12 protein-coding genes are annotated in these 15,125 nt (G+C 67.7%); 3 read left to right on the top strand and 9 right to left on the bottom strand.

Features of this window, described 5'->3' with window-relative positions; genetic code table 11:
- Positions 1–3 precede the first annotated feature (3 nt).
- Positions 4–834 carry a hypothetical protein gene (locus tag OV287_RS16820; protein WP_267535046.1) on the bottom strand — a complete coding sequence of 277 codons (831 nt, stop codon included), beginning with the start codon at positions 832–834 and terminating at the stop codon, positions 4–6.
- Between the two features lie 132 nt (positions 835–966).
- Between OV287_RS16820 and OV287_RS16815 the strand changes: the two genes are divergently transcribed.
- Positions 967–1,101, top strand: a complete 135-nt coding sequence (locus OV287_RS16815) for a hypothetical protein (protein ID WP_267535045.1) — start codon at positions 967–969, stop codon at positions 1,099–1,101.
- 618 nt (positions 1,102–1,719) lie between these two features.
- Positions 1,720–2,127 (top strand): hypothetical protein, encoded by a 408-nt coding sequence (locus OV287_RS16810; protein WP_267535044.1) that lies wholly within the window; start codon positions 1,720–1,722, stop codon positions 2,125–2,127.
- 7 nt (positions 2,128–2,134) lie between these two features.
- Here the strand turns inward: OV287_RS16810 and OV287_RS16805 are convergent, their stop codons facing one another.
- From OV287_RS16805 to OV287_RS16795, 3 genes are read right to left on the bottom strand one after another with little or no spacing between them, the layout of a single operon-like run.
- A complete protein-coding gene (locus tag OV287_RS16805) occupies positions 2,135–2,767 on the bottom strand; it encodes a cyclic nucleotide-binding domain-containing protein (protein WP_267535043.1) in 633 nt (210 codons plus the stop codon).
- 13 nt (positions 2,768–2,780) lie between these two features.
- Positions 2,781–4,373, bottom strand: a complete 1,593-nt coding sequence (locus OV287_RS16800) for an adenylate/guanylate cyclase domain-containing protein (RefSeq protein ID WP_308809592.1) — start codon at positions 4,371–4,373, stop codon at positions 2,781–2,783.
- A 49-nt stretch (positions 4,374–4,422) separates the two neighbouring features.
- Complete coding sequence (locus tag OV287_RS16795) at positions 4,423–6,420, bottom strand: protein kinase domain-containing protein (protein ID WP_267535041.1); 1,998 nt, start codon at positions 6,418–6,420, stop codon at positions 4,423–4,425.
- A gap of 269 nt (positions 6,421–6,689) precedes the next feature.
- On the opposite strand from OV287_RS16795, the gene OV287_RS16790 reads away from it, so the two are divergent.
- Positions 6,690–7,376, top strand: a complete 687-nt coding sequence (locus tag OV287_RS16790; RefSeq protein ID WP_267535040.1) for a Crp/Fnr family transcriptional regulator — start codon at positions 6,690–6,692, stop codon at positions 7,374–7,376.
- 1 nt (position 7,377) lies between these two features.
- Here OV287_RS16790 and OV287_RS16785 read toward each other — a convergent pair whose 3' ends face one another.
- From OV287_RS16785 to OV287_RS16765, 5 genes are all read right to left on the bottom strand, one after another.
- Positions 7,378–8,691 carry a M18 family aminopeptidase gene (locus OV287_RS16785; protein WP_267535039.1) on the bottom strand — a complete coding sequence of 438 codons (1,314 nt, stop codon included), beginning with the start codon at positions 8,689–8,691 and terminating at the stop codon, positions 7,378–7,380.
- Between the two features lie 65 nt (positions 8,692–8,756).
- Positions 8,757–10,175, bottom strand: a complete 1,419-nt coding sequence (locus OV287_RS16780) for a hypothetical protein (protein ID WP_267535038.1) — start codon at positions 10,173–10,175, stop codon at positions 8,757–8,759.
- 64 nt (positions 10,176–10,239) lie between these two features.
- Positions 10,240–11,700, bottom strand: a complete 1,461-nt coding sequence (locus OV287_RS16775) for a hypothetical protein (RefSeq protein ID WP_267535037.1) — start codon at positions 11,698–11,700, stop codon at positions 10,240–10,242.
- A gap of 98 nt (positions 11,701–11,798) precedes the next feature.
- Complete coding sequence (locus OV287_RS16770) at positions 11,799–13,859, bottom strand: S46 family peptidase (RefSeq protein WP_267535036.1); 2,061 nt, start codon at positions 13,857–13,859, stop codon at positions 11,799–11,801.
- 165 nt (positions 13,860–14,024) lie between these two features.
- A complete protein-coding gene (locus OV287_RS16765) occupies positions 14,025–15,122 on the bottom strand; it encodes a citrate synthase (protein ID WP_267535035.1) in 1,098 nt (365 codons plus the stop codon).
- Positions 15,123–15,125 lie beyond the last annotated feature (3 nt).

Genomic DNA, 15,125 nt, shown 5'->3' with positions numbered 1-15,125 from the left:
GAGTCAGGGCAGTTCCGCGTGGCCGCTGAAGGCACGCAGCCAGGTCAGCTCATTCCGCGCACGGGAGGACTCCAGGTCTTCCAGGAGTGAAGGCAGGGGCCAACGCTCGATGCTGGCTGCGAGCGAGGCCCGGAGTCCCTCGCGCACCATGTCGTCCTGCCTCCTGGCCTGCTCCAGGTCACACATCTGGCCCATGTGTTCCGCGCCGAGTTCCATGAGCAGGGTGCCCACCGAGTGCTCCAGCAGACTGGTGGCCTCCGCCATCCGCTGACCGATGTACCAAAGCATGCGCCCGAGCCAGCGTTGCTCTTCCACCGGCAAATGGGACCAGGAGGCCTCGGCACGCCTGCGAAGCAGGAGTGCCATACCGGAGCCAACGGTCTGCTCGGCCACACCAAAAGCTCTCGTATCGGTATCGGAGAGACCTGATTCCCGGAGGTGAGCACGGGACTGGAAGAATGTCTGGGAGAAGGAGGTCTCCCGCCAGATGGGGAGCGTGGAGATGGCCTCGAGTGCTTTCAACTCCTGCGCATTGAAGGGTGCCTCGCTTCGAGAGCCCGACAGGAGCAGCGTCAAGTGGGGCAACATGGCGCGGGAGGAGCCTTTGGTGAGCCACCGCAGGCGTTGATTCAGTGCGGCCTGAGCCTCGGGGCGGAGCTGGTCTGGAAACAAAGAGGACCTGCGCGGGTCGAGCAGGGCCACGAGCCCAGCCGTGTCATCGAAGGTGGAGACGTGTTGCAGCAACCAGCGAGCCTGATCCTCCGAGAGGGAGGGGATGGCCATGGCGAGGGTGAGCCGGGCCTCGGAGGAAGCGCGCAGCCATGCCTGGAACATGAGTGGAGAGGCGTCCACTTTGGAATGGAGTGCGGGCGGAAGGAGAGGACTGTCCCGCAGGTCTGGCCGGCCCGCCCCGCTCCAAGCCATGAGGAACGCCTGAGCCCAACCAGGAGCGAGGAGCTTGCGGCGTTGCACCAGGAGATTTTCCAACAGCAGCGGCTCGGGGCGCTCTGGAACCGCGGCGCGGAGCTGGGAGATGGCCTCCTGGGCGTCGTCCACCCGATTCTCATCCAAGGCCTGGCAGGCGCGGAGCAGGAGCATTGAGGCGGTATCCGCCGGTTCCAGCCTCCGCTGCCCAACCGATTCGGAGAACAGGTTCTCCAGACCGTGTACGGCCACCGGTTCCCGCTCGCGAAGGAGCAGGAGCGCCACCAGGATGCTGGCCGCTCCGAGCGGCAGCAGGGCAAGAAACCTGGATCCGAATCGCCTCCGGTACGCTCGACGGGAGGAGGTCAGCGAGCCAGCTTGCTCCTGAGGGGCGGTCATGGCCCCATGCTACAACCTCCTCATGAGCGACCTCCAAGCTCCCCGGCGCTACACACTCCCCAGCCTGTTGTCAGCCAGTGCCTGCTTGGTGCTGGTGGCCTGCTCCACCAGGGATGACTGGCAGGACATCGAAGACTGCCCGGTGCCTTTGTCCAACCAGGAGATCAAACAGAGGTGCAATGCGGCCTTCAGCCGATGTCTCGAGACTCGTATCCAGGGCATCGAGAGCGAGACATGGGGACACAGCCTCTGCCCCATCTGCCGGGATATGTGCATGCAGCAGAAGGGGGTCTGGCCCCATAAGCTCCAGGACGGGCGGCCCTGCCAGTGAAAAGACCGTCAAAGGCATCCAACCGCCGCTCCCTGGAAGTAGCACGGGCTTTCGACCAGCTCATCGTGGCGACCCAGAATGACTCCTTCGAAGTCCTGGAAGCCAGATACAGGGCATTGGAGAGGCACCTGCTGCACTCGGTGGTCAAGACGGACTTTGAACGCAAGGAGTTACGGCGGCGCATTGCCGAGAGGATCTTCACCGAGGCATTCGGGCACGACTGTCCCTGGTCCGTCTTCGGGCGTACCCTGCGGCGCATCCAGCGACTGGGCTACTCGAACGTGGAGCGCCGCTATCATGTAGCCTGCCTCTACGCCACGTGGTGCGAGCAACACCCGGAGCATGACCCACGAAAGGCCCGCCGCCTGCTCGATGACACCGAGCGGCACCTGCTCCGGCTCCCCCGTTCCAGCCGATTGCGACAGGGTCTGATGGAGGCGCTGGCGCAGAAGCGAAGGGAGACTGGCCTGTAACGCCCGCTCAGACGCGCGAGTCGCCCTCGAGCGGCTCCTGCCCGGAGACCAGCAGAGCGGTGCGCTGGAGGCGCTCGGTGCTCAGCCGAGAGAGCGCCTCACGCACCCCAGGCTGGACGAGGATGTGCTTCTCGAAGGCCTCCCGGTCCAGCCTCAGCAGCGTGCAGGGCGAGTCCGTGCGCACAGTGGCAGTGGCGGGCAGGCCGAGCATCACCGAGAGCTCGCCGAACACGTCGCCCTCGCGCAACAGCGGGTACTGGCTCTCCTTCCCATCCGGGTGCCGATGGGTCACCCGGCACCGGCCCCGAAGGAGCAGGTACAGCGCCTCGCCCTGCTGACCCTGGGCGAGCAGCGTCTGACCGGCCGGCTGCGTCTGGAGCTGGAAGGCCTGGGCCACGGCCTCGCGCTGCTTCGGCGTGAGGGAGGAGAAGAGCTTGTTACCGCGCAGCACATTGGCCAGCAGCCGCTCCTGGTGGAAGGAGCGCAGCACTCGCCCCACGGAGGCGTCCCGCTGGATGAGCCGCGCCACCAGCGCCCGCGTCAGCTCCAGCACCACCGTGCGCTCGGCCGCCACCACGCTGGCCAGCTGCGGACTCTTGGACAGCAGGGCCATCTCCCCGAAGAAGTCGCCCTCGCCCAAGGAGTGAGCTCCGTCACAGGGTGTCGGGGGGCTCGCGCCACGCCACCCGGTAGAGCGTCAACGGCGCATCCTTGCCCTTCACCGGGGTGGGGGGCATCTGCGTCACGGGCCACTCCCGCTCGCGCCAGCGCTGGAAGGTAGTCTCGTTCATGCGGATCTCCCCGTCCCCAGCGGCGGAGCACACCCGGCTGGCCACGTTGGTGGCATCCCCGATGGTGGCGTACTGCACGTACTGCTCGGAGCCGATGTTCCCGGCCGCCACGCGCCCCGTGTTCAAGCCCACGTGGATACGCAGCTCGGGCCGGCCCTCGGCCCGCCAGCGCTTGTTGAGCTCGACCAGCGCCTTCTGCATCTCCACCGCGGCGCGCACGGCCCGGTCCGCATCGTCGGGGTGGGAGAAGGGCGCGCCCCACACCGCCATCAGCGCGTCCCCGATGTACTTCTCCAACGTCCCCTCGTGCCGGAAGACGATCTCCGCCATCACCGGGAAGTAGTCGTTGAGCAGATCCACCACCTGCCGGGGCTCGAGCTTGGAGGAGAGCGCGGTGAAGCCGCTGATGTCCGAGAAGAGGATCGTCACCTCTGTCTCGATGGTCTCCAGGGGGCCGCCCTTGGCCATCTGCAGCTTCTTGAGGGTGGCCGGGGGGAAGAAGCGCAGGTAGACGTTGCGCAGCACCGCCTCTTCCTTGAGCCGCTGCGACAGGAGTGAGTTGTCCAGCGCGATGGCCGCCTGGTTGGCGAAGGCGGTGAGGAACTCCAGGTCCTCCTCGCTGAAGCCATTGGGCCGCGACAGGTTGTCCACATACAGCACGCCCATCACCTCGTCCCGGGGCTTGAGCGGCGCACACATCGAGGCCTGGATGGACTGCAGCACCACCGAGGCGGCGTCATCCAGCCGGGGATCCAACCGGGCATCGGAGAAGAGCGCCGCCACGCTGTGGGAGCGCACGTAGTCGGCGATGCGCTGGCTGTAGAACGGGCCGGAAGGGGCCTCGCCAGACGCGGTCCGGGCCACTCGGGGGAGCAACTTCCCACTGGCGGCATCCACCAGCAGGATGGCTGCCCGGTCCACCTCCATGATCTGGAAGACGAGGTCCAGGATGCGCTCCAGCAGCGCATCGATGGAGCCCGGCGAGGACAGGAGCTGGCTCACCTTGAGCAGCACCTGCAGCTTGTCGTTGGCCCGGTTCTCCAGGCTCGCGTGCCGCACCTTCAGGGCCGAGCCTTCTCCAGGCTCCGAGTGCCGCTCCAACAGCTCATCCATGGAGCCGGGGGAGAATCGGGTCTGGAGCGACTGCACCTGCGTGGGGGACAAGTCCACCGGCAGCGGGCTGGAAGTGGACACCAGCTTGAAGCGCACCTCGCCACAGCGGAAGGCCTCGCCTCCGCGCAGCTCCTGGCGATCGATGCGGGCCTCGTTGACGAACGTCCCGTTCTTGCTGTTCAGGTCAACCAGGACGATCCGCTCGCCATCACGCTCGAGCCGCGCATGCCGACGCGACAGGCTCTTGTGGAGCACACAAATGGTGCTCTCCTCCGTGCGGCCGATGGTCACGGCCCCCTCAGGAAGCTCGAACACCTGCTCGTCCAGCAGGCCCGGATTCATGATGAGCTGCATAGACTTTGGACGTTAGCACCCGGGCGCGTGGCGGGGACTACTCCGCCTTCGAGGCCGCGAGCACGGCGGGTTGTGACGAGCCATGGGGCGCGGCCAGATCGAGCGAGACAGTCTGGTCCGCGCTGGACACCCGCTGCTCCCTGCGGGCCATGACCTCATGGACCGCCAGCTCCGAGGCCGCGCCGGGCAGGCTCCTCGTTCCGAGCGCCAGGCACTCGAAGCCCGACTCCAGCCGCGGGAGCAGGTGCGCCCCGATGAGGATCTGATCCCTCCCAGCCAGCACGGTCAGCCGGGCCGCGGTATTCACTGTCGCCCCAAGCACCGTGTAATCCAGCCGGCCCAATCCCTTGGCGCCGATGCTGCCGCAGATCAGCTCTCCCGAGTCCACCCCGATGCAGATGCCATGGGCATACGGGGAGGCGTCGCCAGAGCGGAAGGCCATGGTGCGCAGTTGCTTCCGAGCTGCCAGGCAGGCCTCCAGGGCCCGATTCAGGTGCCCATGGCCTCGGAACACGGCCATCACCGCATCCCCGACGAACTTGTCCACCACGCCGCCCCGCGAGAGCAGCTCCGGGACGATGACCTCGAAGTTGGCGTTCAACCGGCGGATGACCGCCTCGGGCTGCTCCTCGCGCAGAACGGGGGTGAAGCCCTCGAGGTCCAGGAAGACCACCGTGGCCTCCACCCGCTCCCCGCCCATCACGTCCGGGCCCTGCGTCAGGGGGAGGGTCCGCTCCAGGACGCCGCCGTGCACGAACATCCGCAGCAGCTGGTTCTCCTCGGCCGAGCGCACCATCTTGCGGAACTCCGCCACGTGCCGGAGCGCCTTGGCGAGGGTGGCGTCGAGGTCCTGGAAGTCGAGCGGCTTGACGAGGAAGTCAAAGGCCCCGCGGTTCATCGCCACGCGGATGTTGCTCATGTCGCTGTAGGCGGAGACCATGATGACCTTGACGAGCGGGTTCACCTCGCCCACTCGGGCCAGGAAGGTGAGCCCATCCATCCTCGGCATGTTGATGTCGGAGAGCACGACATCGGTGTCCGGGTGCTGGCGCAGCTTCTCCAGGGCGTCCTCGCCGTCGGTGGCGAAGATGAACTCGTAAACAGAATCGCGGATGTGCTTGCGGAAGCGCTGCTTCATCAGCAGCGCCACGTCCGGCTCGTCATCGATGACGAGAATCTTCGCGGCCCGGGAGGGGCGACTGGTCTCCACCAGCGAGGCGAAGGCCGCGGCCAGCTCCCGCGCGGACTGGAAGCGGCGCGACGGGTCCGGGTCCAGGGCACGCGAGAAGAAGGCATCCACCCCTTGGCCCAGCTCGGGCACCAGGGTGGACGGCGGCTCGGCGAATGAGATGGTGCCACTGCGGCCCAGCTCGCTGAGCGCATCCGCGGAGAAGGGGAACCGGCCAGTGAGGGCTCGGTAAACCACCACCCCCAGTGCCCAGAGGTCCGTGCGGTGATCCACCCAGGCCTCACCCCGCCTCTGCTCGGGGCTCATGTAGCGCGGGGTGCCCATCACCCTGCCGAGCTCCTCGGCGGAGGTCGCGCCGCCGGCCCCCAGCCGCGCCAGCCCAAAGTCGAGCACCTTCACCACCTCTTCACTGTCCACCCGGGCCAGGAAGAGGTTCGCCGGCTTGAGATCCCTGTGAATGACGCCGCAGGCATGGGCGGAGGTCAGGGCCCGCGCCACCTGATTGAGCAACGAGGCCAACACCACCGGCGCCAGCCGGCCCTGCCGCTCCAGGCGCGTCTCGAGATCCTCCCCCTCGAGCAGCTCCATCACGATGAACGGCGTGCCACCGTCGACACCGTAGTCATGGATTTGCACCACATGCGGGTTACGCAGCTGGGCAACCGCCTTGGCCTCCTGCTCGAACTGGTGGCGTGCGGAGGAAGAGGCGATGCGCTCGGGCGCCATCAGCTTGAGCGCGACCCGCCTCTGCAGTTGTGAGTCGAGCGCTACCCAGATGGCACCCATACCGCCACCCGCGACCTTGCGCTCCAACACATACCTGCTGCCGATCCGGCGTCCGGACATTCGTGACCCACCCCAAAGACTGACCGAGATTGCCAACCCCGATGGAGCAGCATCATCGCACAATTGTTGGAGGGGTGTAGAGCAACCCTGAGTGCTCCGCTGCGGCGCTGGGGCTGGAACGTTTGCGATGATGACTAAGCAAGTCTTGCGCCCCGGCACCTGGACCTGGCGAGCGACCAGGCGGGGGACCGCTCCACCCTGGTCCGGCTCCATGGCAGCGGGCAAGATGACTCCCGGGTAGGCAGGATCCACCAGGAAAACCGCACGCTATGTCCTATTCGGAACTCCTCTCCCAGGTTCCCCTCTTCTCGTCGCTTGGCTCCGACGACCTGGAGCGGCTCTCCGCAAGCCTGCAACTTCGGCGCTGCAACCGGGGGGAGATCATCTTCCACCAGGGCGACGTGGGGACGGACCTCTACATCATCAGCAAGGGCGAGGTGACCATCCGCCTCAGCTCGCCTGATGGGCGAGAGGTCTCCCTTGCGCTCCTGGTGCGGGGAGCTGCCTTTGGAGAGCTGGCGCTGTTGGACGAGGCGCCTCGCTCGACGGACGCGGTGGCGCGCGAGGAGACGGCGCTGCTGAGCTTGAGCCGCAGGGACTTCCAGAAATTCCTGGAAGAGAGACCCCAGGTGATACCGGCGCTGCTGGCCGAGCTGAGCCGACTGGTGCGGCGCGTCACCCAAGCGGTCCACGACGCCAACTTCCTGGATGCGCGCGCTCGGCTGGCGCGCGTCCTGCTGGACCTGGCCCAGGCGCAGGGCAAGCCCAGCACGGGGGGGGAGGCGGTGGCCATCACCTCCCGACTCACCCAGACCGAGCTGGCCAACCTGGCCGGACTTACCCGCGAGAGCACCAACCGGTGGCTGCGCTTCTACGCCCGCGAGGGACTGCTGTCCTACGAGGAGGGGCGCATCACCCTGCTGGAGCCCGACAACCTGCGGCTGAACCTGGAGTGACTCAGCGCACGAAGAAGTTGCGCAGCACGGAGATCATCGCGGCCACGTCCGCCGCGGCGGCCAGCTCGCGGATGGAGTGCATGGACATCATGGGGTTGCCCACGTCCACGGTGCGGATGCCCAGCTCGCCGGCGGAGATGGGGCCAATGGTGCTGCCGCACCCCAGGTCCGTGCGGGTGATGAAGTTCTGGGGCGTCACGCCCACCTCCCGGCAGCACAGGGCAAACCAGGCCCAGGTCTCGCCGTCGGTGGCGTAGGACTGGTTGACGTTGGACTTGATGACCGGGCCCCCCCCCAGCACCGGAGCATGCTTCGGCTCGTGCATGGACGCGTAGTTGGGGTGCAGCGCGTGCGCCATGTCCGCCGACACCATGAAGGAGTGGCGGATGGCCCGGTGCAGCGCATCCCGCCGCCCGTCCGAGTGCGCCAGGGTGATGCGCTCCAACAAGTCCTTCAGGAAGGGAGACGCGGCGCCCTGGGCACTGACGCTGCCGCACTCCTCGTGGTCGTACAGGACGACGCCGCAGGTGGCCTCGCGCGGCCCGCTCATGGCGAGCAGCGAGGACAAGCCGGCGTGGCTGCTGGCCAGGTTGTCCAGGCGCGGCGCATGGAGGAACTCGCCGAAGGCACCCGAGCGGGTGGAGGGCTGCAGGTCATAGAGGCACAGATCAAAGCCGAGGATGTCCCCTGGCTCCACCTGGGTGCCGCCACGGGCCAGCTCCGCGGTGAGCATCGCCTTGAGGTCCACCGCGCCCGAGCGCTCCAGGGCGAGCACCGGCACCAGGTGGTCCTGCGCGTTGAGCTTGAGACCGTCGGTGTTGACGGTGCGGTTGAGGTGGATGGCGAGGTTGGGGATGCGCAGCAGCGGGCGGCGGAAGTCCACCAGGTGGTGCGTGAGACGCCCGTCCTTCGCGGTCACCACCCGGCCGGCGAGCGACAGGTCGCGGTCCATCCAGGTGCTGAAGAGGACGCCGCCGTACACCTCCACGCCGAGCTGGTGGAAGCCGGAGCGCTGCACATGGGCGTTGGGCTTGAGGCGGAGGTTGGGCGAGTCCGTATGGGCGCCCACCAGACGGAAGCCGGCGCGGTCCACCGGCACGGTGCCGAGGTGAAAGGCGGCGATGCTGGTGTCTCCGCGGGTGACGTACACCTTGTCCCCGGGCTTCAGGTCCCAGGGCTCGCGCTCATCGAGGGCGCGGTACCCCTGGGCGGTCAGGCGGCGGATGCTCTCGCGCACCGCGTGGTAGGGCGTGGGCGAGGCATCGATGAAGGCCAGCAGATCATTGGCGGCGGCGTCGGTATCAGAGGGAGTCATCGCCCCCAGGCTAGCGCCGCCACCGGGCCTCGCCACAGGAAAGGCGAGGCCCTGCTGGGTAGCGGCTAGTTGGAGGTCGTCGCGTCGGGCACGGTGGCCTGCGAACCACCCGCGGGCTCTACCCCGCGATACACGGCCGGCAGAGAGGCCGAGACAGCCCCCACGTAGAAGAAGCCGTGGTAGCCATGGCGGTTCTTGCCCCCGAAGAGCTGCACGAAGTAGCGCTCGCCGTTGTCCTCGCCCTTGGTGCGCGTCACGCCGCAGGCCAGCTTCTCCTCCTGGTTCAGGGCGCAGATCCACGCCGTGCCGCTGTCATAGGCAATGTCCAGCGAGTACACGTTCGAGAGCTGGCTCGTCAGACGCAGGCCCATGGGGCGGTAGTCCGGATCTCCGGGCAAGCCCCTCACCTGGCGCGGGTGGAGGTTGGCGCTGAGCACCAGCAGCGCCCGCTTCGAGGACTGGCTGGCCACCTGCTGCACCGTCGCCGCCATGGCATCCTCGCGCACGTCACCCTGCAGAGCCGGATGGTCAAAGGCGAAGACCTTCACGTCCAGCCCCTGGCTGCGCAGCTTGCGCAGGGCCTCGATGAGGTAGACAACCCCCTCGCTGTTGCGGCCATCCGGGTACGGGCTGCGCCAGAAGGGGCTCTCCATCAGCTTCGCCCAGTCGTGCTCGGTGCCCTGGCTGGCCACGAAGGTCTCCAACCGCTCCTGGTTCACCGCCGGAATCTCCAGGCCCACCGTCACGGGAATGCCCTGGGTAGCCACCTGGCAGGTGCTCTGGGCCATGAAGTGCGGCACCTGCTGCGTGCCGTGCAGCTCACCCAACAGCATCACATTGCCAGCACGCGCCAGCTTGCCCAGCCCCAGGATGGGCACGCCGCACTCGATGTTGGAGGCCTCCGTCACGACCACGTCGGGGCTCGCGCTGGACTTCACCGCGTTCTCCATGAGCAGCGGAGAGAGGTTCCGGAACACCTTCCACTCCAGCACCATGTCGCGAGCGGACTGCTGGGACTCACCGAGGACGGCGTTGTCGCCAATGACATTCTGCTGCGCGAGCTGGGCGGACACCTGGCTGCCCAGGCCCGAGGGGTTGTCCGCGGTGCGCCCGTCCACGCCCCACATCAGCTCAGCGCCCGGGGCCTTCAGCGCCTTGTTCATGCTACGCGTCTCGCGGGTGATGACCAGCTTGCAGCGGTGGGCGCCATCGGGCTTCGCGACGACCAGGTAGCGGTGCCAGTAGGCGGAGATCCGCGAGCCCATGAACTCCTCGCGCCACTCCGTCTCCAGCTGGGCTCCGCCCGAGGCCTCACGGAAGACGAAGCCCCTGGACGAGAAGTACGTGCGGACCTGCGGCCACACCTCGTCGATCGGATACTCGTAGATGGCCTCCTCGTCGGGGGCAAAATCCACGAAGCGCCCAGCACACCCCGACAGCGCGGCGACGAGCAGTAGCAGACAACCGAAGGCCATCCGTCTCATTCAGTACTTCCTCCTGATTTCTCTCAGACAGGCACCCGCGGATTCAGCCCGTGGACACCGGATTTCACTTGGAATCGCTGGCGTGCGAGCTGCCCAGACGCACTGCCGGAGGCGAGGCCGACACCGCGCCCACGTAGAAGACGCCGTGGAAGCCGGCCTCGCTCGGCTGCTCGAAGAAGGAGACGAAGTACCGGTCCCCGTTGTCCTGGCCCTTCGTGGGCCGCTCGCCACACTCGAGCGTCTCTCCTACCGAACAGATCCACGCGGTGCCACTGTTGAAGGCCACGTCCAGTGACAGCAGGGAGGGCAGCTTGCGAGCGAGCATGTAGCCCATGGGACGGTAGCTCAGGTCCCACGGCAACCCAGGCTGGGTGCGCGGGTGGATGTTGCCAGTGGAGATCAGGAAGAAGCGCTCCGGGCCCGCCTCCACCTGGGCCTGGACGCTCCGGGCCATGGCCGCCTCACGTGCCTCGCCCTGCAGCTCCGGGTGATCAAAGACGAAAACCTCCACGTCCAGGCCCTGGGCGCGCAACCAGCGCAGCTGTTCCAGGAGCTGGGCCATCGCCTCGCTGCTGCGGCCGTCCGGGTAGGGGCTGCGCCAGAAGGGACTCTCCATCAGCAGCGCGTGGTCGTGCTCGGTGCCCGCGCTGGCGATGAAGCGCCGCACGCGCTCCTGGTTCTCCACCGGCATCTCCAGCCCCACTGTCACCGGGGTACCCCGCGAGGCCACCTGGCAGGTGCTCAGCGCCACGAAGCGGGGCACCTCGCGCGTGCCGTGCAGCTCGCCCAGCAGCATCACCTGCCCCTCCTTCGCCCTCGTGGACAGGCCAATCACGGGCATGCCGCACTCGATGACGACGTTGCCCGGCTCCTGCTTCGTCGCCGCCAGCGTGCGCCCCTCCAGACCCTGCTTGCGCGCATCCAACTCCGGGACGACGTGATCTCTCAGCACCCACTCCATCGCGAAGTCCCGCGCGCCCTGCAGCGACTCGCTCACCGCGCCCAGAGAGCCCATGGCCAGGACGACGCCCGTCACGGACTCCTGGGGCACAAAGCGCAGCTTCGGCTCGCCGGCCGGCATCTGCACGTCGTACTCCTCCACGCGGAGCTCCCCACCCGGCAGACCGTCATTGACAGAACCGGGGAAGCGACTCACTTCCCAGTTCGGCTGCTTCGCCGCGTAGACGGGAGCCCCATTGGGGCTGCGGCTGCTGCGGATGATCCACACCCGGCTGCGCGCCGGACCCTCCCACCTGCCAATAACGGTGTAGCGGTGCCAGTACCCCGCCACCGTCGAGCCGGCGAACTCCTCGCGCCACTCCGTCTGCAGCACGAAGTTGGCCGCGTCCTCCCGGTAGGGGAACCCGCGCTCCCGCATCCAGGCCAGCACGGAAGGCCAGACCTCTTCCAAAGGGTGCTCGTAGACAGCCTCCTCCTGAGGCTCCAACCGGAGGACGCCCTGCCGCGAGGCACACCCCATCAGCCCCCCTACCAGGAGAACCGAGATGAAGATGGCCGCTCGCATCCATACCTCCCACCGGGCATGACACGCCCGCAGACCTCTAACGAACTCGTCGCGCGGACATACTGCCTGGATTCGAGCGAATTTTCGTGGGTCGTATCCTACCCGCCCCCACCCTGCCCCAGTTCCTCGAGGAGCCTGCGGGCGTTGTAGACCTTGCGCAGCCCCTCCAGGATGCCCTGGCTGTGGACGGACACGGTGCGATTGACGGACTCGTCGAAGCCGTACTCGCCCCCCAGGGACTGGATGTTGCCGTCGAAGACGATGCCGACGATCTCCGCGTCCTTGTTGAAGATGGGCGAGCCCGAGTTGCCCCCGATGATGTCGTTGGAGCTGACGAAGTTGAACGGCGTCTGGAGGTCCAGACGAGGCTTCGCCTGTAGCCAGCTCGGGGGGAGGCGGAACGGGTCCTCGCCGGTGGCGCGCTCGTAGAGACCCGCGAGCCGGGTGAAGGGCTCTACCGTCTTGCCCTCGTCCGGGTAGCCCTTCACCTGTCCGAAGGACAGACGGAGCGTGAAGGTGGCATCCGGGTAGATGCTGGTGCCGTAGGCCTCGAAGCGGGCCCGGGCAATGAGCTCCCCGTTCTTGTCGATGACGGACTCCACCTCCTCCTCGTAGCGCTTGCGGATGGCACGCGCCTCACCGTCCAGGGTGCGGATGAGCTCCAGCATCGGGTCCTTCGAGGCGCGGAGGGCCTCCGGCCCGCCCTGGTAGAGCTGGCGGCGCACCTGCGGGCTGGCCAGCCGGGTCCCGGAGAGCAGCTTGCGCGCGAGAGCCTGGGGTGACTGCTTGCCGAGCACCTGCTTCACCACCGGCTCATCCGGCCCAAGTTGTTCGCGCAGCTTCGTCAGGTAGAAGGTGAGCAGCGCCTCCTCCAGCTTGGGGTAGACGGGGGCGGGGCTGAAGAGCTGCTGCTCCAGCTCGGGCTTGCGCGCCTCGGCGAACTCCTCCAACCGCAGCTCATTGGGCTTGGAGCGCTCGTCGGCCGAGCGGGCGAGCATGCGCGCGTAACCGAAGAGGTCCGAGCCCGTCCCGGCACCCTGCTCCAGCAGCCGCAGCCGGATGCGCATGGTGCGCAGCGTGTCGGTGGCCCTGGCGATGTTGTCCCAGGCCTGGCCATAGCGCTTCTGCCGCTCGGGGTCCGCCTTCACCCAGTCCCGCAGTTTCTGCTCCTCGTCGAGCTTCTTGGCGAAGAAGTCCCGATCCACGAGCGCCTCGCGCCGCCCCACCATCGCCTTGTAGGCGTTCTCGACGCCGAACTTGAGACTGTTGGAGATGCGGGTGAACTCGGGGCCGCGCTGCTGGAACTCGTCGAGCAGCCCGCGCAGCTGCGCCAGTTGGAAGAGGCGCTCGGGCAGAGCGTAGTCACGCTGGTAGCGGAGCTGCTCGCCCGTCAGCAGGCGCGAGGTGCCGCCTGGATGCCCGGCCACGAAGGTCAGCTCTCCCGGCTGCGCCCCCTTGGAGGACCAGCGGAGCCAGTTGTCCATCTTCGCCGGCTTGCCATCCTGGTACACCCGTACGAAGGACACGTCATAGTCGTAGCGGGGGAACTCGAAGTTGTCCGGATCCCCGCCGAAGAAGGCAATGGCCTCCTCGGGGGCAAACACCAGCCGCACGTCCTGGAAGCGCTGGTACTTGTAGAGGTTGTACATACCGCCCTGGTACAGCGTCACCACGTCACAGCGGACGTCCGGGGCGGTGGCACACTCCTTCTCCAGCCGGGCAATCTCCGCCCGCTGCGCGTCGCGGAAGGCCGCGCCCTCCTTGCCCTGGGTCGCCTTCGTCATCGCATCGGTGACGTCGGTGATCTCCGTGAGCTTGTTGACCTCCATGCCCGGACAGGCGCGCTCCTGCGGCGCGGTGGTCGCGTAGAAGCCCTTCACGATGAAGTCACGCTGTGGCGTGGAGAGCTGCTGCACGCAATCGCGGACACAGTGGTGATTGGTCATCACCAGCCCGGTGGGTGACACGAAGCTGGCCGAGCAGCCGCCGGCAATCCGGGCCGAGGAGAGTCGGACCTTCGTCAGCCACTCTTGGCTCGGGGCGAAGCCGTAGCGGGCCTTCACCAGGTCAGAGGGGAAGTTGTTGAAGGTCCACATTCCCTCGTCGGCGCGGGCGAGCCCGGCGGTGAGCAGGAAAAGGATGGGGAGCAGCCGTGTCATGTGCGGAGTCTCCTTTGAGCGCAGCTCGCGCCGGATTGGTTGCCCACCCGGGGAGTCGGGTCAAAGCCTCGTGCGCACGAACCGTCCACATCCGTCTGCCCGGACACGCTCTCGTCGAGAAGGTGACCTCCAGCGGACGAAGCCGGAGGTCATGACGCGCGTCACTCAGCCCGGCATGGGCCCCACGTAGCGGGAGGCGGGCCGGATGAGCCGTCCGGTAGCCCGCTGCTCGGCGACATGGCCCAACCAGCCCGCCACGCGGCCACACGCGAAGGCAGCCGAGAACAACGTCCGGTCCAGCCCCACCGCATCGAGCAACACCGCCGTGTAGAACTCCACGTTCGCGCGCAGCGGCCGGTCCGGATAACGCTGGCGGAGCAGGTCCTCGGCCGCGCGCTCCACCGCACGCGCCAGGGCGAGCCGAGCAGTCCTCAGCCCCCCCTGCTCGAGCCGCTCGATGGCGCGCTCCAGCACCGCCGCCCGAGGGTCACGCACACGGTAGATGCGGTGGCCCATGCCCATGATGCGGCGCCCAGCCCGAAGCTCCGCCTCGAGCCACGAGACGGCCTGCTCCGGGCGGCCGATGGAGTCGAGCATGTCCAGCACCGGCCCGGGCGCCCCGCCGTGCAGCGGCCCCTTCAACGCGCCGATGGCGCCCACCACCGCCGACACCGCATCGGAGCCCGTCGAGGCAATCACCCGCGCGGTGAAGGTGGAGGCATTCAGTCCGTGGTCGGAAACGGTGACCAGATAGGCCTCGAGCCCGGCGGCCCGCTCGGGTTGAGGCTCGCCGCTCACCATGCGCAGCAGATCCGCCGCGTGAGACAGTGCCGGATCCGGACGCACCGGCTTCAACCCACGCTGGAGCCTCGCCCAAGCGCCCGTGAACACAGCCAGGGCTCCGGTCAGCATGAGAAACGTGTCCCGCTCTCCATCCGGGTGGGCTGGGACGTGGGCTGCCGCCGCCCGGAGCGCGTCCATCGCATCCCCGGCCTCGAGCGCATCCCCCAGGCCCTCGAGCAATCCGAAGGCACGCACCCGCGCCTCACCCAGGGCCGCCTGGAGCGACACAGGCAGCGCCTCCTTCGCGTACGGCGCCCAGAGCCTCGCGCAGACCTCTTCAAAGGAGCTCGTCCCGGCAAGCGACTCCACGTCGTCGCCGGCAATCACCAACCGGCCCCGCTCACCGTCCACCTCGCTCAATCGGGTCTCCGCTACCACTACACCCTCGAGACCCGCCTGCACCGCCTGCATCGCGTCCATGTT

The organism is Archangium lansingense (assembly GCF_026626635.1).
In the GTDB taxonomy this organism is placed as follows: Bacteria; Myxococcota; Myxococcia; order Myxococcales; family Myxococcaceae; genus Archangium; species Archangium lansingense.
The sequence above is the reverse complement of the archived record's forward strand: the minus strand, read 5'-3'. Positions and strand labels throughout refer to the sequence as shown.